General features: G+C 60.6%; 19 protein-coding genes. 8 read left to right on the top strand and 11 right to left on the bottom strand.

Annotation, left to right across the window (positions count from 1 at the left end):
* The first annotated feature begins 47 nt into the window (after positions 1-47).
* Positions 48-947 (top strand): homocysteine S-methyltransferase family protein, encoded by a 900-nt coding sequence (locus ACWIKB_RS02795; RefSeq protein ID WP_475265223.1) that lies wholly within the window; start codon positions 48-50, stop codon positions 945-947.
* 120 nt (positions 948-1,067) lie between these two features.
* On the opposite strand, the gene ACWIKB_RS02790 is transcribed toward ACWIKB_RS02795, so the two are convergent.
* Genes ACWIKB_RS02790 through ACWIKB_RS02780 form a run of 3 tightly spaced genes read right to left on the bottom strand, consistent with a single transcriptional unit; the run spans position 1,068 to position 2,837 of the window.
* Positions 1,068-1,739 (bottom strand): GNAT family N-acetyltransferase, encoded by a 672-nt coding sequence (locus ACWIKB_RS02790; RefSeq protein ID WP_475265222.1) that lies wholly within the window; start codon positions 1,737-1,739, stop codon positions 1,068-1,070.
* An 18-nt stretch (positions 1,740-1,757) separates the two neighbouring features.
* On the bottom strand, positions 1,758-2,204 hold the full coding sequence (locus tag ACWIKB_RS02785; RefSeq protein WP_475265221.1) for an N-acetyltransferase family protein: 447 nt from the start codon (positions 2,202-2,204) through the stop codon (positions 1,758-1,760).
* A 9-nt stretch (positions 2,205-2,213) separates the two neighbouring features.
* Positions 2,214-2,837: an FMN-binding negative transcriptional regulator gene (locus tag ACWIKB_RS02780; protein ID WP_475265220.1), complete on the bottom strand. Its 624-nt coding sequence runs from the start codon at positions 2,835-2,837 to the stop codon at positions 2,214-2,216.
* 90 nt (positions 2,838-2,927) lie between these two features.
* On the opposite strand from ACWIKB_RS02780, the gene pdxR reads away from it, so the two are divergent.
* Entirely contained in the window at positions 2,928-4,478 is a 1,551-nt protein-coding gene (gene pdxR, locus ACWIKB_RS02775; RefSeq protein ID WP_475265219.1) for a MocR-like pyridoxine biosynthesis transcription factor PdxR, read from the top strand.
* Positions 4,479-4,620: 142 nt separating this feature from the next.
* Here pdxR and ACWIKB_RS02770 read toward each other — a convergent pair whose 3' ends face one another.
* From ACWIKB_RS02770 to ACWIKB_RS02760, 3 genes are all read right to left on the bottom strand, one after another.
* Positions 4,621-5,721 (bottom strand): polyamine ABC transporter substrate-binding protein, encoded by a 1,101-nt coding sequence (locus ACWIKB_RS02770; RefSeq protein WP_475265218.1) that lies wholly within the window; start codon positions 5,719-5,721, stop codon positions 4,621-4,623.
* Between the two features lie 12 nt (positions 5,722-5,733).
* Positions 5,734-6,765 (bottom strand): histone deacetylase family protein, encoded by a 1,032-nt coding sequence (locus ACWIKB_RS02765; RefSeq protein WP_475265217.1) that lies wholly within the window; start codon positions 6,763-6,765, stop codon positions 5,734-5,736.
* 266 nt (positions 6,766-7,031) lie between these two features.
* Positions 7,032-8,027 (bottom strand): AraC family transcriptional regulator, encoded by a 996-nt coding sequence (locus tag ACWIKB_RS02760; protein WP_475265216.1) that lies wholly within the window; start codon positions 8,025-8,027, stop codon positions 7,032-7,034.
* Positions 8,028-8,174: 147 nt separating this feature from the next.
* On the opposite strand from ACWIKB_RS02760, the gene ACWIKB_RS02755 reads away from it, so the two are divergent.
* Entirely contained in the window at positions 8,175-8,720 is a 546-nt protein-coding gene (locus tag ACWIKB_RS02755) for a hypothetical protein (protein WP_475265215.1), read from the top strand.
* Between the two features lie 51 nt (positions 8,721-8,771).
* On the opposite strand, the gene ACWIKB_RS02750 is transcribed toward ACWIKB_RS02755, so the two are convergent.
* The 3 genes from ACWIKB_RS02750 to aspA all read right to left on the bottom strand — a co-directional run bounded on the left by ACWIKB_RS02750 (position 8,772) and on the right by aspA (position 13,316).
* Positions 8,772-9,776: an asparaginase gene (locus ACWIKB_RS02750; RefSeq protein ID WP_475265214.1), complete on the bottom strand. Its 1,005-nt coding sequence runs from the start codon at positions 9,774-9,776 to the stop codon at positions 8,772-8,774.
* 139 nt (positions 9,777-9,915) lie between these two features.
* Positions 9,916-11,367, bottom strand: coding sequence for an alanine/glycine:cation symporter family protein (locus tag ACWIKB_RS02745; RefSeq protein ID WP_475265213.1), 1,452 nt, complete (start codon positions 11,365-11,367; stop codon positions 9,916-9,918).
* Between the two features lie 524 nt (positions 11,368-11,891).
* The gene (gene aspA, locus ACWIKB_RS02740) at positions 11,892-13,316 is read right to left on the bottom strand and encodes an aspartate ammonia-lyase (protein WP_475265212.1); all 1,425 of its coding nucleotides are present in this window, start codon (positions 13,314-13,316) and stop codon (positions 11,892-11,894) included.
* Positions 13,317-13,496: 180 nt separating this feature from the next.
* Between aspA and ACWIKB_RS02735 the strand changes: the two genes are divergently transcribed.
* The 5 genes from ACWIKB_RS02735 (at position 13,497) to ACWIKB_RS02715 (ending at position 17,298) form a co-directional block, all read left to right on the top strand.
* Entirely contained in the window at positions 13,497-14,405 is a 909-nt protein-coding gene (locus ACWIKB_RS02735; protein ID WP_475265211.1) for a LysR substrate-binding domain-containing protein, read from the top strand.
* Positions 14,406-14,736: 331 nt separating this feature from the next.
* Positions 14,737-15,228, top strand: a complete 492-nt coding sequence (purE, locus tag ACWIKB_RS02730) for a 5-(carboxyamino)imidazole ribonucleotide mutase (protein WP_019694319.1) — start codon at positions 14,737-14,739, stop codon at positions 15,226-15,228.
* A gap of 11 nt (positions 15,229-15,239) precedes the next feature.
* Positions 15,240-16,322: a 5-(carboxyamino)imidazole ribonucleotide synthase gene (locus ACWIKB_RS02725; protein ID WP_163910605.1), complete on the top strand. Its 1,083-nt coding sequence runs from the start codon at positions 15,240-15,242 to the stop codon at positions 16,320-16,322.
* A gap of 105 nt (positions 16,323-16,427) precedes the next feature.
* Positions 16,428-16,673, top strand: a complete 246-nt coding sequence (locus ACWIKB_RS02720) for a GlsB/YeaQ/YmgE family stress response membrane protein (protein WP_003187057.1) — start codon at positions 16,428-16,430, stop codon at positions 16,671-16,673.
* Positions 16,674-16,761: 88 nt separating this feature from the next.
* Positions 16,762-17,298, top strand: a complete 537-nt coding sequence (locus ACWIKB_RS02715; RefSeq protein ID WP_475265210.1) for a DUF3299 domain-containing protein — start codon at positions 16,762-16,764, stop codon at positions 17,296-17,298.
* A 135-nt stretch (positions 17,299-17,433) separates the two neighbouring features.
* Here the strand turns inward: ACWIKB_RS02715 and ACWIKB_RS02710 are convergent, their stop codons facing one another.
* On the bottom strand, positions 17,434-18,333 hold the full coding sequence (locus tag ACWIKB_RS02710; protein WP_475265209.1) for a D-hexose-6-phosphate mutarotase: 900 nt from the start codon (positions 18,331-18,333) through the stop codon (positions 17,434-17,436).
* Positions 18,334-18,390: 57 nt separating this feature from the next.
* On the bottom strand, positions 18,391-18,795 hold the full coding sequence (locus tag ACWIKB_RS02705) for an acyl-CoA thioesterase (protein WP_054048323.1): 405 nt from the start codon (positions 18,793-18,795) through the stop codon (positions 18,391-18,393).
* Positions 18,796-18,963: the final 168 nt, after the last annotated feature.

Here is an 18,963-nt window from a genome sequence, read left to right as displayed (position 1 = left end):
CGACTCTGGTAGTGAGTTATTTTCATAAGCATATGAGTGAAAAGCATATGGGCGCAGGAAGCACAGTGATTCTGGACGGCGGCATGGGCCGTGAGCTGCAACGCCGAAGGGCGCCGTTCAGGCAGCCCGAGTGGTCGGCCTTGGCCTTGAGCGAGGCGCCGCAAGCGGTAGAAGCGGTGCACGCGGCTTATATCGAAAGCGGTGCCAACGTCATCACCAGCAACAGTTATGCGGTGGTGCCGTTTCATATTGGCGAGGAGCGTTTTGCCGCAGAGGGTCAGGCCCTGGCAGCACTGGCCGGTGAACTGGCGCGGCGCGCGGTGGACGCGGCAGGCAAACCGGTGCGTGTGGCCGGCTCGTTGCCGCCGCTGTTTGGTTCCTACCGACCGGACTTGTTCGACGCTGCGCGGGTGACAGAATTGCTGACACCACTGGTGAAAGGCCTCGCGCCGCACGTTGACCTGTGGCTGGCGGAAACCCAGAGCTCAATCGTCGAGGCGCGGGCGATCCACGCCGGTCTGCCGAAGGATGGCAAGCCGTTCTGGCTGTCGTTTACCTTGAAGGATGAAGACACCGACGACGTGCCGCGTTTGCGTTCTGGTGAGCCGGTGGCTGAAGCGGCGGCAGTGGCGGCAGAGCTGGGCGTCGAGACCTTGCTGTTCAACTGCAGCCAGCCAGAAGTGATCGGCGCGGCCATCGATGCGGCGCGGGCAACGTTCGAGCGATTGGGTGTGAGTATTCACATCGGCGCGTACGCCAATGCCTTCCCGCCGCAGCCGAAAGAGGCCACGGCCAACGACGGGCTCGACCCGTTGCGCGAGGATCTCGATCCGCCGGGTTACCTGCATTGGGCGGCAGATTGGCAGAAGCGTGGGGCCAGTCATTTGGGCGGGTGCTGCGGGATTGGGCCGGAGCATATTGCGGTGCTGGCTCAAAAACTCGTGTGAAGCCCATCGCGAGCAAGCTCGCTCCCACAGGGTTTTGGGTTGACCACAAAATTGTGATCACCCGCTATCCAATGTGGGAGCGAGCTTGCTCGCGAAGGCGTCCGTCCAGGCGCCGCTAATTTACCCGCGGCACTCAGCCAACGTTTTCACCTGCCCCGAATCGGTCTGGTTTTCATCAGAAAGCCACTGCTCAAACCCCGCCCCAATCGCCGGCCATTCCGAATCCAGAATCGAATACCACGCCGTATCGCGGTTCTGTCCCTTCACGACCATGTGCTGGCGGAACACCCCTTCAAAACTGAAGCCCAAACGCTCAGCCGCATATTTGGAGCGGGCGTTGCCGTTGTTGCACTTCCACTCCAGACGCCGGTAGCCCATGGCGAACGACTCTTTGGCCAGCAGGTAAACCGCCTCGGTGCTTTTCGGCGAACGCTGCATAGGTGCGCCGAAAGTGACGTGGCCGATTTCGATTCGGCCCTGGGCCGGGACGATCGACATCAGGCTGAGGATGCCCTGCACATCACCGCTGGCACGATCGATCACTGCGAAGAAGTACGGGTCGCTGTTGGCCGCGTGGTTGTTCAGCCAATCGTTGAACACGCTGCGCTCCGGGAACGGGCCGTAAGGCAAGTAATCCCAGAGTTTCGGGTCGGCGCCGGGGCCTTGCAGGGCTTTGAACAAACCCTCGGCGTGACGCGCCGGGTCGAGTTTTTCCAGGCGAATAAAGCGCCCTTCGATCAGTTGGACCGTGGGGGCCGGGGCGCCTTTCCAGTCCGCGAGTGAAGTCGACATTGTTGTTCTCCTTGAACCTTAAAGGGCTTTGCGAAACTGGATGAAACCGGGGCGTTCGGCGATGCGCTCGTAGAGCTGGATCGCGGTGGCGTTGGTTTCGTGGGTCAGCCAGTGAACCTTGCAGCAACCGTCCGCCTTGGCGGTGGCGTAGACGAACTCGATCAGCTTGCGACCGACGCCGGTGCCACGGGTTTGCGGCTCTACCAGCAAGTCTTGCAGGTAGCAGGAGTTTTCGATGCTCCAGTTCGAGCGATGGTAGATGAAGTTGACCATGCCCACCGCTTTGCCATCGGCCCAGGCCAGGGCCGAGTGGGTGGTTTCATTCGGGTCGAGCAGGCGTTGCCAGGTGCTTTGACTCACGGCTTCGGGTAGCTCGGTGTTGTAGAAGCGCAGGTAGGCTTGCCACAACGGCAACCATGCGGCGTGGTCGTCGGCGCTGACCTGGCGGATCTCGATCTGACTCATGTTCATTCCTTAACGCATCAAGTGGGCGAGGGCCTGGTCTTGCGCGTCGGGGCTGGCGGCCAGCCCTTCGCGCACACCGGCGATGTCTGCGGCGCTGCGGTTCTGGCTCAGCTTGCGTTTGCCTTCCAGTCGCTCGATCGGCAGGGCAAAACCGACGATGGCCCTGAGCATGCCGTCGATGTAGTCGGCGGGGGCGTCAGCGACTTTCCATGGCTGAGTACGATCCGCTTCGTGGCGATCGGTGAGGGCGCTGACCAGATTGAGCAGGCGATCGGCGTCGGTGAAGACTTCAGCCACGCCATAAGCGTGCACAGCAACGTAGTTCCAGGTCGGCACGACTTTGCCGTGCTCGGTTTTGGCCGGGTAGAACCCTGGGCTCACGTAAGCGTCAGCACCGGCAAAAATCACCAGCGCCTCGGCGCCGTTTTGCAATTCCTTCCATTGCGGGTTGGCCTTGGCCAAGTGTCCGTAAAGAGTGCCATTGGGGCCTTGTTCGGCATCCAGTAGCAACGGGATATGGCTGGCTTGCAGGCCTTGCTCTCCATGGGTGACCAGCACGGCGAGGCGGGTAGCGAGTATCTGCTGATGCAGGTCCTGCAAATCGTCGATGGCAAAGCTGCTTGGCGTGTACATGGAAATTTCCCTTGGCGAATGGCTTCATCCTAGGCAGGCTATTGGTCTGTTGTAAGAGCCATTCAAGACCAATTTCATAGGTCCATTGTTATGAAGGATGCGCCGCTTTCCTTGTCCTTCAACCCGGCCGGCATCGAACTCGATCCGCGCCAGGGGTTGAGTCGTCAGCTCTATCAGGCGTTGCGGGTGCGCGTACTCGACGGCCGACTGGCCAGCGGCACGCGATTACCGGCCAGTCGCGACTTGGCGGCGGCGCTGTCGATTTCCCGTAACAGCGTGGTCCGCGCCTACGATCAGCTGTATGCCGAAGGCTTTATCGAAGGTCGGGTTGGCGACGGCACATACGTCGCGCAATTGCCGCAAACCGCGATACCGGCCAAAAAACTATCCACAAAAGTATCCACAGGGTTGTCAACAGGGTTACCCACAGCCTTATCCACAAATTGGCTGGATTTACCTGTGATTCCATCCAGTAAAGTTATCCACAGCGGTGCGTTGGAGCGGGTTGAAAAGAACCATTTGGCCCTGCCGCCGAGTGGTCCGCCGAAGGCTTTTCGGGTGGGCGTGCCGGCGTTCGATCTGTTTCCGTTCGAGGTTTGGGCCAAGCTGAATGCGGCTTTCTGGCGCAAACCGGATTTGCAGCAGTTGTGTTATGGCGACCCGGCGGGCGATGAAAGATTGCGCGGAATGATTGCCGCGTATTTGCGCAGTTCCCGGGGTATGCAGTGCACGGCTGAGCAAATTGTGATCACCAGTGGCGCGCAACAGGGAATTAGCCTTTGTGCACAGCTGCTGGTGGAGCCGGGCGATGGCGTGGCGATCGAGAATCCGGGGTATCGCGCGGCGGGTCATGCCTTTGCGGTGGCCGGTGGCAAATTGCACGGCGTATCGGTGGACAGCGAGGGGATCAATTGCGCCGAGCTGGAAGGGCTGGAGGATTGCCGACTGGCCTACGTCACGCCATCTCATCAGTACCCGACCGGGGTGATCATGAGCCTGGCCCGGCGCCTGGAATTGTTGGCGTGGGCCGAGCGCACCCAAGGCTGGATTGTCGAAGACGACTACGACGGCGAGTACCGCTACAGCGGCGCGCCGTTGGCACCGTTGGCGGCACTGGATCGGCAGGGGCGGGTGTTGTATGTCGGGACGTTTGGCAAAGTGGCGTTTCCGGCGTTGCGCCTGGGTTATCTGGTATTGCCGCCGGGTTTGGTGGATGCGTTTTCCCGTCGGCGTGCGGTGGATGTGCGGCACTCGGAAGTCAGTACTCAGGCCGTGATGGCCGAGTTCATCGCCGCCGGGCATTTTCAGCGACATATTCGGCGTATGCGTCGTGCGGCACTGAGTCGGCGTAATACGTTGCTGGCCGGTTGGCCGAAAGACATTCCCGGCGTGGGCAACCTGCCCAGTGTGGCGGCGGGGTTGCATTTGACGGTTTCGGTCGAGAGCGTGGCGCGTGAGTCTGAACTGGTGGCGCAAGCGGAAGCGGTGGGGGTCGAGATCAATGCGTTGAGTGGTTATTGGCTGCCGGATTCGACCCGGCCAGCGGATCAGCGTGCGGGGTTGGTGCTGGGGTTTGCTGCGGTGCCGGAGGCTGATATCGAGTCGGCGTTGATGCGGTTGCGTTCTGCTTGGTGTCGCTGATCAGCCAATCACCGAAATCCTTGTGGGAGCGGGCTTGCTCGCGAAGACGGTGTGTCAGTCGACATTTTCGTTGACTGACACACCGTCTTCGCGAGCAAGCCCGCTCCCACAGGTGCTGTGTCTTCCACAGGTTTTCTACGGATCAAGTCCCCGACTTGATCTTGGTCCAGGCCCGGGTCCGTGCCCGCTCGGCATCACGCGGCAGCGGTTGCAGGGTGTAGAGCGTGCTCATCGCCGACTCGGTCGGGTACAGGTTCGGGTTGTTGCGGATCGCCGGGTCGACCAGTTCCGTGGCGTCCTTGTTCGGGTTCGGGTAGCCGACAAAGTCGCTGACCGGCGCAATCACCTGGGGTTGCAGCAGGTAGTTGATGAAGGTGTAGGCGTCTTCCGTGTTCTTCGCGCCTTTCGGAATTGCGAGCATGTCGAACCAGATCGGCGCGCCTTCTTTCGGCAGGCGCATATCCACGACCACGCCGTTCTTGGCTTCTTTGGCGCGGTTGGCGGCCTGGGAGAAGCTGCCGGAATAACCGACCGCGACGCAGATGTCACCGTTGGCGATATCGGCCATGTACTTGGACGAGTGGAAGTACGTGACGTACGGCCGGATCTTCATCAGCAGCGCTTCAGCCTTGTCGTAGTCCGCAGGTTTTTTACTGTTCGGGTCCAGGCCGAGGTGTTGCAGGGCCAGCGGCAGGATCTCCGACGGCGAGTCGAGCAGGGCGACGCCGCACTGCTTGAGTTTGCTGATGTTCTCTTCCTTGAAGATCAGGTCCCAACTGTCCACCGGCGCGTTGGCGCCCAATGCAGCCTTGACCTTGTCCGGGTTGAAGCCGATCAGGATGGTGCCGTACATGTACGGCACGGCGAATTTGTTGCCCGGGTCGTTGGCTTCGATCAGCTTCATCAGCTTGGGATCGAGGTGGTTCCAGTTCGGCAGTTTGCTGCGGTCCAGCGGCTGGAACACCCCGGCTTCGATCTGCTTGGCGAGGAACACGTTGGACGGCACCACCACGTCATAGCCGGAGTTGCCGGTCAGCAGCTTGGCTTCCAGCGCTTCGTTGGTGTCGAAGATGTCGTAGACCAGTTTGGTCTGGGTGTTCTGCGCCTTGAAATCTTCGAGGGCTTTGGGGGTGATGTAGTCGAACCAGTTGTAGACGCGCAACGTTCGTTCTTCGGCGTGAACGGCACCGCTAAGTACCGTCGCGCATAGCGCTGGAGCGATAAAACGCTTGAGTCTGTTCATTCTTCTAATTCCTCATTGGGCGCTTTCAAAACCTTCGAGAACGTTCACGGCATTGATGCCGATTTCCTCTACCGCGTAACCGCCTTCCATCACGAACAGCGTCGGCTTGCCGAGCTTCGCGATGCGCTCGCCCATGGCCAGGTAATCCGGGCTGTCGAGCTTGAATTGGGAGATGGGGTCGTCCTTGAAGGTGTCGACGCCCAGGGACACGACGACGATGTCGGCGCCGTACTTCTCGATCTCTTTACAGGCCTGATCCAGCGCTGCGCTCCAGGTATCCCAGCCCGAGCCGGCGGGCAACGGGTAGTTGAAGTTGAAACCTTCACCGGCGCCTTCACCCAGCTCATCTTCGTAGCCGAGGAAGAACGGGAATTCGGCTTCCGGGTGGCCGTGGATCGAGGTGAACAGCACGTCGCTGCGTTCGTAGAAAATCGACTGGGTGCCATTGCCGTGGTGGTAATCGACGTCGAGGATCGCGACTTTTTTATGGCCCTGATCGAGGAATGCCTGAGCGGCGATGGCGGCGTTGTTGAGGTAGCAATAACCGCCCATCAAATCGCTGGCGGCATGGTGTCCCGGCGGGCGGCACAACGCGAAGGCACTGCGGGCGCCGCGCTGGATGGCGGCTTGGGCAGTCAACGCCACTTGCGCGGCGCTGTACGCTGCTTGCCAGGTGCCGGCAGTGATCGGCGCGCCGCCGTCGAAGCTGTAATAGCCGAGCTGACCATGCAGGCTGGTGGGTTTGATCCGACGCAGAGTCCGCGCCGGCCAGGTGTAGGGCAGCAAGTCACCGTCGGTATTGAACTCGGTCCAGCGCGCCCAGGCACCTTTGAAGAAGTCGAGATAGTCGCGGTCGTGAATGCGCTGGATCGGCCCCAGGCCAAAATCCTGCGGCGCTTCCACCGGACCGAGGTCGCGGTCTTGCACGCGCTGTAGAACGTGGTCGGCACGCGAAGGCATTTCGAAGCAGGGCATCAATTGCCCGTCCATCAATTCACAACGGCCGTGGTGCAGGTGGTGGTCGTCCGAGTAGATCGTCAGCATTTCTTATTCTCCGCAGGCTGATTCGGTTGAACACAGTCTTGCGGGGCGAGGCGTTTGGGAGAACGGCAGGAAAGGCCAAAAGGGGATCGATATGGCCAAAAGGTTTGACCGAAATTCGCCCCTTATTGGCGCGAGAGTGCCCCGGACTTGGGCATGGAATACAAACCCCTGTGGGAGCGGGCTTGCTCGCGAAAGCGGAGTGTCAGTCAAATCAATGTCAACTGACACACCGTCTTCGCGAGCAAGCCCGCTCCCACATTGGGATATCAGTGGGGCCGGAACTGGCTGGGCGCCACGCCACTCCAGCGCACAAACGCGTGGCGGAAACTCGCGGTCTCGCTGAACCCCAGCGCTTCGGCGATTTGATAGATCGGCAATTGATCCTCGCAGAGCATCTGCTTGGCCTGCTCGAACCGCAGCTCATCCAGCAACTCTTGATAGCTGCAGCCCAAATCCTTGAGATGCCGGCGCAACGTCCGCGCCGAGCACTTCATCTGTTCCGCCAGCCCCTCAAGCCCCGGCGCCGCATGTAACTGCGCGCTAAGCAACTGGCGAATCCGCCCCAGCCACGCCTGACGTCCGGTGAACTCGGTGTTCTGCTTGCGGCAGCGTTCGGCCATCGCCTGATGGGTGATCACATCGGCTAGCGGCAGCGGTTGTTCGAGCCACTGTCGGTCGAAGGCAAACGCGTTGTCCCGCGCCTCGAAGCTCAGCGGGCAATCGAAATGTTCGGCGTAGGTTGCCTGATAGTCCGGCGCCGCATGTTCGAACCGTGCGGCCAGCAGCGGCAACGGGTGGCCGAGCAGGTCGTCGCAGATGACTTTCAGCGATACGAGGCAGAACTCGGCATTGAACACGGCCAGTGCCGGGTTCTCCCGGTAATCGGCAGCGACGAACCAGATCCGTTCGCCGTCGTCTTCCAGGCTCAGTTCGAAAAGTGTTCCCAACAGCGCCGGATAACGTATCGCCAAGCGCAAAGCGTCACCGAAGGTGGCACTGGTGAGCAGCGCATAACCGAGCATGCCGTAGGACGAAACGTGCATTCGCCGGCCCAGCTCCAGGCCAATGTCACGCTTGAGCGCGACCGCGTTGGCGCAGACCTGCATCTCTTGATTAGTGGTAATGCGCGTGTCCGCCCGGTTCAGATCCGCGGCGCTGATGCCGCTGCCGGCCAACAATGCCTCGCTGGACAAGCCTTCAGCCTTGAAGGTATTGAGCACCAGTGAGACGGCGTTGAGGGTGGTGAGGTGGGAGTGGAGCATGCTCGCGTCCGTTCATGAGGTCTGCTTGAAGGGAGCAAGTTGCATGCCGCTGCGGCTGGCGCCGGCTTGCCGATGATTGCCGTTTGGTGCAACCTGCCTGCCATTCACCCTCCGGGTGGTGTCGCAAAAAACCATAAAGGACTAGGTATGACATTCACTCCAACGCGTTGCATTCTCCTTGCTTCCAGTTTGTTGCTCAGCTCGCTGTGCTTCGCCGAGGGCGAGCCGGCTAACGACAGCAGCATCAAGGACTCGGCCAAGGCTGCGGTCTCCTCGGCGATTTCAGCCGGCAAGAACCTGTTGGGCGGGGTCAGTGAAGGGGTGCTCGATGGGCGTCAGTCGGCGCAGGGCGTTGACGGTGCTTCGATCGTTTCCTCGCGTGAGCAAATGAAGGACCGCATCGATGTTCAGGTACTCAAGACCGAAGCTGCCGGCGACACCTTCAATGTGACCTTGGGCTTCAAGAACAGCAGCGACAGCCAATTGCGCTTGATCAACCTCAAGCAGACCGGCGCCTTGCTGGCGATTGATCAGGACGGTTACGCCAATGGGCTGACGACCAGTCTGGAAAACCCTGATCAGGTCACCGTGCCGCCGAAAGCAGCGGTGCGGCAGAAATTCATTTTTGAAGGACCGATCGAGACGTCCACCGCGGTACGGGTGTGGGGTCAGGACTATCAGGTCAAGAAGTAATCCACGCGGCCAGCTGACTCCTGCAAAAAATGCAGGAGCCGGCTCGGTGGATCAGCTCAGCTCACCGCACAGGTCCAGCTCGACCAGACGCCGCACTTCAGCGCGATCAAGCCCGGCACCCAACAACGCATGCAACTTGCCGAACGCCGCCTCGCGAGTCATTCCGCCGCCCGAAAGCACGCCGACACCGCGCAAGCGACTGCCCGCCTCGTAAATATCCAGCTCGACGCCGCCTTCATGGCACTGCGTCACCGCGACCACTACCACGCCGTTGTCTCGCGCACGCGACAGAGCGGCGAGAAACTCAGGATTGTCGCTCGGTCCGGTGCCGCTGCCGTAGCATTCCAGCACCAGGCCCTGAATGCCACTGTTCAGAACGCCATCCAGCACCTCGGCGCCAATGCCGGGGAACAGCGGCAGTACAGCGACTTTCGCCAATTGTTTAGGCTGGTTGTAGGTCAGCGGCGCCGGCAGCGAAGTTGCTTTCACGCCTCCACCCTGACGCTCCAGACGCTTGAACGGATGACGACCGAAACTGCGCACCTTCGCGCAATGGGTCGGGTCCAGCAGTTCGCCGTGGAAGTACAGGTGCACGCCAGGCGCCAAGCCATGGCCGAGAGCAACCAGCGCGCCGCTGAGGTTTTCCCAGGCGTCACTGTCAGTCACGCCGGCCGGTAGCATCGAGCCGGTAAAGCAGACGCGGGCATGCAGACCGAGCAATTGAAAGCTCATGGCCGCCGCACTGTAGGCCAGGGTGTCGGTGCCGTGCAGGATCAGCACGCTGTCGCAGCCCTGGACATCAACCGCGTCGACCACCGCTTCGCGCAATTGCTGCCAGTAGTTCGGGGTCATGTTGGCGCTGTCGATCAGCGGGCTCATCTCGCGAAAGCGCCACTGCGGCACTACGAGTTCAGGCTGGCTGTGCAGGTAGTCGCGCATCCGCGCTTCGAAACCGGACGCCGGGGCCAGGCCATTGGCGCTGGCTTGCATGCCGATGGTGCCGCCGGTGTAGAGCACCATGACGTGCTGGGCGGCAGGGTAGGTCGAGGAATTCATGGAGACTCTCCGAGAACAATGAGTTCCTGTGGGAGCGAGCCTGCTCGCGAAAGGGCCAGCACATTCAACATCAATGTTGACTGGGCAACCGCTTTCGCGAGCAGGCTCGCTCCTACATGGTATTGCGAACTTTAACCGATCAGCGTTGCGCTGCGGTCACGCCTTGCGGCTCAGCTTCAGCCTTGGTGGCGGCAGCTGGCGGGTTGGCAGGCCAGGCTTTCAGGTCCAGGTCCAGATCCGGGAACTTGCTCGAATCGAACACCGGGGTCTTGATGCCGGCAGCGCGCTGGTCATCGTAGTCACGCAGGATGCGCATGCCGATCTTGAACAGCAGGAACAGCGCGATCAGGTTCACGAAGGCCAGCATGGTCATGGTGATGTCGGCGAAGGCGAACACTGTGCCGAGGTTTTCGATGGCACCCCAGAAGATCAGCACCAGTACCAGGGCACGGTAGCCGATCAGCGCTGCGCGGTTTTCACCGATCATGAAGCGCAGGTTGCTCTCGCCCAGGTAGTAGTTGTAGAGGATCGAGGTGAACACGAACAACGACAGGGCCACGGAGATGAAGCTGCGGCCCCAGTCACCGACCACAGCGGCCAGGGAGTTCTGGGTCAGGGCAATGCCGTCGCCTTCGAAGCCCGGGGTGTAGAAGCCCGAGAGCAGGATCAGCAACGCGGTGCAGGTGCAGATCACGAAGGTGTCGAGGAACACGCTGAACGCCTGAACCACGCCCTGAGCAACCGGGTGCTCGACCGAAGCGACTGCCGCCACGTTTGGCGCACTGCCCAGGCCGGCTTCGTTGGCGAACACGCCACGCTTCACGCCCATGACGATGGCGCTGCCGATCAGGCCGCCGAAGGCCTGGTCGAGACCAAAGGCGCTTTTGACGATGGTCATCAACATGCCTGGCACGTGGTCGAATTGCAGCACGATCACGTAGATGGTCACGCCGATGTACACCAGGGTTTTCACCGGTACCAGCAGGTCAGCGACCTTGGCGATGCGCTTGATGCCACCAATGAACACCAGGCCCAGCAATACGGCCAGCGCCGCGCCGGTGTACGTCGGGTCAAGGTCGAAGGCGTTTTTCAGCGAGTGGGTCACGGCGTGGGATTGCAGACCGTTGAAGGCGAAGCCGAAGGTGATCAGCAGCAGGAACGCCATGATCATCCCCAACCAGCGTTTCTGCAGACCGTGCTGGATGTAATAGGACGGGCCGCCACGGTAGGTGCCGTCGGAATCGCAGCGCTTGTAGAGCTGGCCGAGGGAACATTCGAAGAAGCTGCTGGACATGCCGACCAGCGCGGTCACCCACATCCAGAACACCGCACCTGGCCCACCGAGGGTCACGGCGATGCCGACACCGGCGATGTTGCCCGCACCAACGCGGCCAGCAAGGCTGAGCATCAGGGCCTGGAACGAACTGAGTTGACCGGCGCTGCTTTTGAGGCTGTCGCGGAACACCGCGAACATATGGAAGAAGTGGCGCAATTGTACGAAACGCGAGCGGATCGTGAAGTAGCTACCGAGCCCGACAATGAGCACGATCAGTACTTTCCCGGAGAGGAAGTCGTTGATGACTTCGAGCATGGATTATTCCTCGCTGTTTTTTGTTTAAGCAAATGCTGGAGGGATAGAAACATCGCGTTACACCGGTGCACGCAGGGCACGGTAAGTGAGGCGAAGGTTCGTCTTGGTTCCAGATTGCGGGTTTGTTATTAGTTCGGGTTTCGCATGGGTTTGGGCCTCGTTACCGACGACCGCTCACGCGAAGAGGGGCGGCACTATACCTATCAGTGCGTTGCCCGTCTGCACGATTGTGGTGCAAGCGATGAAACGAAGCTTTGAAACACCCGACGTTACCGGCGTCGGGCTTATGTGAAAGCTGTTTCATGTGGGAGCGAGCCTGCTCGCGAATGCGGAGTGTCAGTCACATCGATGCTGGATGTAACACCGCTTTCGCGAGCAGGCTCGCTCCCACATTTCTCAGCTTTCAAGCATTCTGTTGTTGCCGCAAAAGAGTTAAAAAAAAGGGCTTGGAGAGTGAATCCCCAAGCCCTCAAAAGGTGAGAGGTGTCTAGTCCCTCGACCTGGTGAGCGTGTGCAACGTTCGATCAAGCCTTCAGCGGGACCAGACGCGGAGCAATCATGTTTTCCGGGCGCAGGATGTCGGCGAGCATTTCGTCGTCGAGCAAGCCTTCTTCGCGCACCAGTTCCAGCACGCCGCGGCCGCTTTCGAGGGCGATACGGGCGATGCGGGTGGCGTTTTCATAGCCGATGTACGGGTTCAGCGCGGTGACCAGGCCGATCGAATGCTCGACCAGTTCGCGGCAGCGCTCTTCGTTGGCGGTGATGCCGACGATGCAGTGCTCGCGCAGCATGTCCATGGCGCGTTGCAGCAGGCGGATCGAGTCGAAGATCTTGAACGCGATCAGCGGCTCCATCACGTTCAGTTGCAGTTGGCCGCCTTCGGCTGCGATGGTCAGGGCCAGGTCGTTGCCGATGATCTGGAACGCCACCTGGTTAACCGCTTCCGGGATGACCGGGTTGACCTTGCCGGGCATGATCGAGCTGCCTGGCTGACGCGCCGGCAGGTTGATTTCATTGATGCCGGTGCGTGGGCCGCTGGACAGCAGGCGCAGGTCGTTGCAGATCTTCGACAGCTTGACCGCGGTGCGCTTGAGCATGCCGGAGAACAGCACGAAGGCGCCCATGTCGGAAGTGGCTTCGATCAGGTCGGCGGCTGGCACCAGCGGTTGACCGCTGATCAGGGCCAGGCGCTGAACGGCCAGGTGCTGGTAACGCGGGTCGGCGTTGATGCCGGTGCCGATCGCGGTGCCGCCCAGGTTCACTTCAGTCAGCAGTTCCGGGGCCAGCGTCTTCAGACGGGCCAGGTCTTCGCCCAGAGTAGTGGCGAAAGCGCGGAATTCCTGGCCGAGGGTCATCGGCACGGCGTCTTGCAGTTGGGTGCGGCCCATTTTCAGGACGTGAGCGAATTCCTGACCTTTGACAGCGAACGCCTGGATCAGGCTGTCGAGGCTGGCCAGCAGCGCGTCGTGACCCAACAACAGACCCAGGCGGATCGCCGTCGGGTAGGCGTCGTTGGTCGACTGCGCCATGTTCACGTCGTTGTTCGGGTGCAGGTATTGGTATTCGCCTTTCTGGTGACCCATGGCCTCCAGCGCGATGTTGGCGATGACTTCGTTGGCATTCATGTTGGTCGAAGTGCCAGCGCCGCCTTGAATCATGTCTACCACGAACTCTTCGTGGAAATCGCCGCGGATCAGTCGTGCACAGGCTTCGCTGATGGCAGCGTGCTTGGCTTCGCTCAGATGACCCAGCTCGCGGTTGGCGTCAGCAGCGGCTTGTTTAACCATGGCCAGGCCGACAACCAGCTTCGGGTAATGCGAAATCGGAACGCCGGAGAGACGGAAGTTGTTCACCGCTCGCAGGGTCTGGATGCCGTAATACGCTTGAGCGGGTACTTCGAGTACGCCAAGCAGGTCTTTTTCTGTGCGGAAAGATGCAGCGGAGGACATGATAGAAATCATCTCGATATGGACCCGGTCTGTGCCGGAACGCTGTGAATGCTAGGCTTGTGGAGAATTTTGGGCCAATGCTGTTAAGCGCTGGCCTATGCACATTCGGCATAATGCCCATGTGACGCCGCGCGTGCGGCGAGCGTGTGACCTAATTTGGTGCGTGTCCGGGAGGACGTGATGAATCTGGAAAGCAAATGGCTGGAGGACTTTAGTGCCCTGGCCGCCACCCGCAGCTTCTCCCAGGCTGCCGAACGCCGCTTCGTGACCCAGCCTGCATTTAGCCGGCGAATCCGTAGCCTGGAGGCTGCGCTGGGGCTGCAATTGGTCAACCGATCGCGCACGCCGGTGGAGCTGACGGCGGCCGGGCAGTTGTTTCTGGTGACTGCACGAACGGTGGTCGAGCAACTGGGCGAAGTGCTGCGTCATCTCCATCATCTGGAAGGCGGGCAGGGCGAAGTGATGCAGGTTGCGGCTGCTCACTCCTTGGCGCTGGGATTTTTCCCGCGCTGGATCGCGCAATTGCGCAACGAAGGTCTGAACATTGCCACGCGTCTGGTGGCGACCAACGTCGGCGACGCCGTGCACGCGCTGCGCGAGGGCGGTTGCGACTTGATGCTGGCGTTCTACGACCCGGACGCGGCGATGCAGATGGACCCGGAAATTTTCCCGTCGCTGCATTTGGGTCAGACTGAAATGCTGCCGGTGTGCGCAGCGGACGCCGACGGTAAGCCGCTGTTCGACCTGGAAGGCGAGGCCAGCGTGCCGTTGCTCGCCTACAGCGCCGGGGCGTTTCTCGGGCGTTCGGTGAACATGCTGCTGCGCCAGCGTGCCCTGAGGTTTACCACCATCTATGAGACCGCCATGGCCGACAGCCTGAAAAGCATGGCGCTGGAGGGGTTGGGCATTGCCTGGGTGCCGCAATTGAGCGTGCGCGCCGAACTGGCTCGCGGTGAATTGGTGGTGTGCGGCGGCCCGCAGTGGCATGTGCCGCTGGAGATTCGTTTGTATCGCTGCGCGCTGGTGCGCAAGGCGAACGTGCGGTTGCTGTGGCGCAAGCTGGAAGGTGGTGCGGCGCAGGGTTCTTAGCCACACCAACTAACCCCTGTGGGAGCGGGCTTGCTCGCGAATGCGGTGGGTCAGTCGACATTGATGTTGCCTGACACGGCCCCTTCGCGAGCAAGCCCGCTCCCACAAGGAAATGGTGGTGTAGTTGACTGACTCTTAAGTCAATAAAACCGGTACTTTGCGCCGTATGACAGATGGTCGTTTCGGGGGCTGTTTATCTGCTTCATTGAGGTATACTGCGCGGCCTTCGGCCGGTTCGTCCGGCCATTTTTCGTACAATCAAGCCACGCAAATTGCGTGGCTTGTTGTTTTTTGACGCGCCTGCGGGCGCCCAGAGAGAAGAGGCACGACGATGAGTGCACTGGTTGGCGTGATCATGGGCTCCAAGTCCGATTGGTCCACCCTTAGCCACACCGCCGATATGCTGGAAAAGCTCGGCATTCCTTACGAGGTGAAAGTGGTCTCTGCCCACCGCACCCCGGACCTGCTGTTCCAGTACGCCGAAGAGGCTGAGGCGCGTGGCATCGAGGTGATCATTGCCGGTGCCGGTGGCGCAGCCCACCTGCCTGGCATGTGTGCGGCCAAGACCCACTTGCCGGTGCTGGGCGTTCCCGTGCAGTCGTCGATGCTTTCGGGCGTCGATTCGCTGCTGTCGATCGTGCAGATGCCTGCGGGCATCCCGGTTGCCACCCTGGCCATCGGCAAGGCGGGTGCGATCAACGCAGCCCTGCTGTCGGCAAGTATCCTGGGCGCCAAGCACCCGCAGTTCCATGCGGTGCTGAAAACTTTCCGTGCTGAGCAGACAGACAGCGTCCTGGACAATCCAGACCCACGCATCGCCTGAGGTTGTTGACGATGAAGATCGGTGTAATCGGTGGCGGCCAGTTGGGTCGCATGTTGGCGCTGGCGGGTACTCCGCTGGGCATGAACTTCGCTTTCCTGGACCCGGCTCCGGATGCCTGTGCCGCCGCATTGGGCGAGCATTTGCGGGCCGATTACGGCGATCAGGATCACCTGCGTCAGCTGGCCGATGAAGTCGATCTGGTGACTTTCGAGTTCGAAAGCGTCCCGGCCGAAACCGTGGCCTTCCTGTCGCAGTTCGTCCCGGTCTACCCGAGCGCCGAAGCCCTGCGCATCGCTCGTGATCGCTGGTTCGAGAAGAGCATGTTCAAGGACCTGGGGATTCCCACCCCGGCGTTCGCCGACATTCAGTCGCAAGCGGATCTGGACGCTGCCGTGGCGTCGATCGGTCTTCCGGCCGTGTTGAAAACCCGCACCCTGGGTTACGACGGCAAGGGCCAGAAAGTCCTGCGCAAACCGGAAGACGTGGTCGGCACCTTCGCCGAACTGGGTAGCGTGGCCTGCCTGCTGGAAGGTTTTGTGCCATTCACCGGTGAAGTCTCGCTGATTGCCGTGCGTGCCCGCGATGGCGAAACCCGCTTCTATCCGCTGGTTCACAACACCCACGACAGCGGCATCCTCAAGCTGTCCGTGGCAAGCACCGATCACCCGCTGCAAGCCCTGGCTGAAGATTATTCCAGCCGGGTGCTCAAGCAACTGGAGTACGTCGGCGTGATGGCGTTCGAATTCTTTGAAGTCGACGGTGGTCTCAAGGCCAACGAAATCGCCCCGCGCGTGCACAACTCCGGGCACTGGACCACCGAAGGCGCCGAGTGCAGCCAGTTCGAAAACCACCTGCGGGCCGTTGCCGGTCTGCCGCTGGGTTCGACGGCCAAGATCGGCGAGAGCGCGATGCTCAACTTCATCGGCGTTGTTCCGCCGGTAGAGAAAGTCATCGCCATCGACGATTGCCATTTGCACCACTATGGCAAGGCGTTCAAGGTCGGCCGCAAGGTCGGTCACGCCAATCTGCGTTGTGCAGATCGCGAGACGCTGGCGGCGCAGATCCTTAAGGTCGAAGCCCTCATCGCCGAATAGTTTCATGTGGCAGCGGCGGAACCTTCAGTGTCCGCCGTTCTCTGATGGCAGGATGCCAAAGTCTGACTAGGCTTTCGCATAACCAACCAATCAGAGGGAAATGCCATGGGAATTATCGGAACCATCTTTATCGGCTTGATCGTCGGCCTGCTGGCTCGGTTCCTGAAACCGGGCGATGACAGCATGGGTTGGATCATGACCATCCTGCTCGGTATCGGCGGTTCGCTGGCGGCCACCTATGGCGGCCAGGCGCTGGGCATTTACCAGGCTGGCCAAGGCGCAGGCTTCATCGGTGCACTGGTCGGTGCGATCGTGTTGCTGGTGATCTACGGCCTGATCAAAAGAAACTGATTCAAGCGACAAAGTCCTCTCGGCTGCGCAGGCCGAGAGGGCTAGAATGCTCGCCGTTGCACCGTCCTTTTCTTTGTCGAGCACCTCCATGCGCCGTCTTCTGCTGACTTTCCTTTTACTGGGTGCGGGACTTGCCCATGCCGGCGAACTGCCGGAAACCGATTGGCTTGAACTGATGCCCAAGTCGGACCAGAAAGCCCTCGAAGCCATGCCCGAAATCGACCACAACACCCCCGAAGGCGATGGCACCTTTACTTCAAAAGGTGGCATGAAGCAGAGCAAGGGTTTGCCCGCGGTGATGTATTCGACCAAAACCGTGCCGTCGATGAACGACAAGAACATCCGCATCGGTGGTTATCCGGTGCCGCTGGAATCCGACGCCAAGGGCCGCAGCACGCTGTTCTTCCTCGTGCCCTACCCGGGCGCCTGCATCCACGTGCCGCCACCGCCGCCCAACCAATTGGTGCTGGTGCGTTATCCGAAAGGTTTGAAGCTGGACGATATCTACACACCGCTGTGGGTGACGGGCACGCTGAAGATCGAGAAGGTCAACAACGACCTGGCTGATGCGGCGTATGCGCTGGATGCGGCGAAGGTTCGTGTAGTGAAAGAGTCGGATTTGTAAGCGCCAGTCAGCCTGGCAAAGATCAAATGTGAGAGCGGGCTTGCTCGCGAAAGCGGTGTATCAGTCAACGATGATGTTGAATGTTACGCCCTCTTCGCGAGCAAGCCCGCTCCCACAATTGTTTTGCGGTGTTGCTTACAGCGGTTTGCTGGCGATGCTCACGCCGAGCGTATGACTGGCACCCGCCGCCAGGTTCACTACATCATCCATCACATTCGCCGTCTCAATGCATAGCATGCGTTGCCAGCCATCGTCGGCCATGTCGCTGAACGCCGCTGCGCGATCAATCCACGGGTTCCAGATCACCGCCGTGCGCGAACCGCTGCTGGTCAGCTCGATGCGCCGCTCCCAGGCCGGGTCGACAATGCTCAGCTTGGCCGGGGTATTGAGGTAGATACGATCCGTCTCGCCGGTGAAAGCCAGATCGCCGGTCTGCGTGGCCGTGGCCCAGTCCTTCGTCGTATCGATGTAACTCAAGCCATCAAGCCCCTCGACCTGCACGTTGCGCACATCGCTGACGGCGAAATAACTGTGCAGCGCCTGGCTGATCGATACGGTTTCGGTGCCGCGGTTATGGCTGGTCAGGCTGATGTGCAATTGCTCATCCAGGCGAATGCTCAACGTCAGATCCACCTGATGTGGCCAGCCCGGGAAGCCGCCTTCGGGGTAGGGCAGGACGAAGTCCACCTTCAGGCTCTCGCCTTCGGCTTCGATGCCACCCAATTCCCAATCCGTCGCCCGGACAAAACCGTGAGCGCCGGCCGGTTCGTTGCTGACGCGCATCGCCTGAACGCTCGGCGGGTTGCGTGCAAAGTTACCAAACCACGGCCAGCACACCGGCACACCAGCGCGGATGCTCTTGCCGGTCTTGAACACAGCCTCGTCGTTGAGCCAGATCAACGGCGGTTGCCCGGCCAATTGATAACTGAGGATGTGCGCGCCTTGCTGGGCCACCAGCAATTCGGCCTGATCGTGGCGAATGCGCCAGCAGTTCAGTTCATCCAGTTTGACGGCTTCAACGTTTGGCGTGCTCATGGGGACAACTCTCAATTTGGAACAGGACTGCAATGGACCGCAAAATGCGCGCTGTGTTTAACGCGCTCTTGGCGGGCACGAACGGGTCCGACCGCTGCCGTCGATGGCCACGAACACAAATACCGCCTCAGTCACTTTACGCCACTCACTGGACAACGGATCGTCGCTCCAGACCTCGACCATCATCTGGATCGAGCTGCGGCCGATTTCCAGCGCCTGGGTATAGAAGGAGAGCTGAGCGCCCACCGCCACCGGAACCAGGAACGCCATGCGGTCGATCGCAACGGTCGCCACGCGGCCACCGGCGACTTTGCTGGCCATTGCGGTACCGGCCAAATCCATCTGCGCCACCAGCCAGCCGCCGAAAATATCGCCAAAGCCGTTGGTTTCGCGTGGGAGCGCGGTGATTTGCAGGGCCAGGTCGCCTTGCGGGATTGGATCTTCTTGTTCGAGCTCTATCATGCCGGGGGTGCCTCTGACCCGTGACTCTACGTTGGTCTTTCAGGTGAATAGCCGTCTTCAAGAAAAACGATTCAGCCCGAACATACTACGTTCGTTACGTTTTTCGTAAGGCGCCTAAAGGGAAACTCTGCGAAATCGCCTGTGGAGCCTGGCAGGCGTTTTCGCACA

This window comes from Pseudomonas sp. 5Vm1k, from assembly GCF_056161485.1.
The sequence above is the reverse complement of the archived record's forward strand: the minus strand, read 5'-3'. Positions and strand labels throughout refer to the sequence as shown.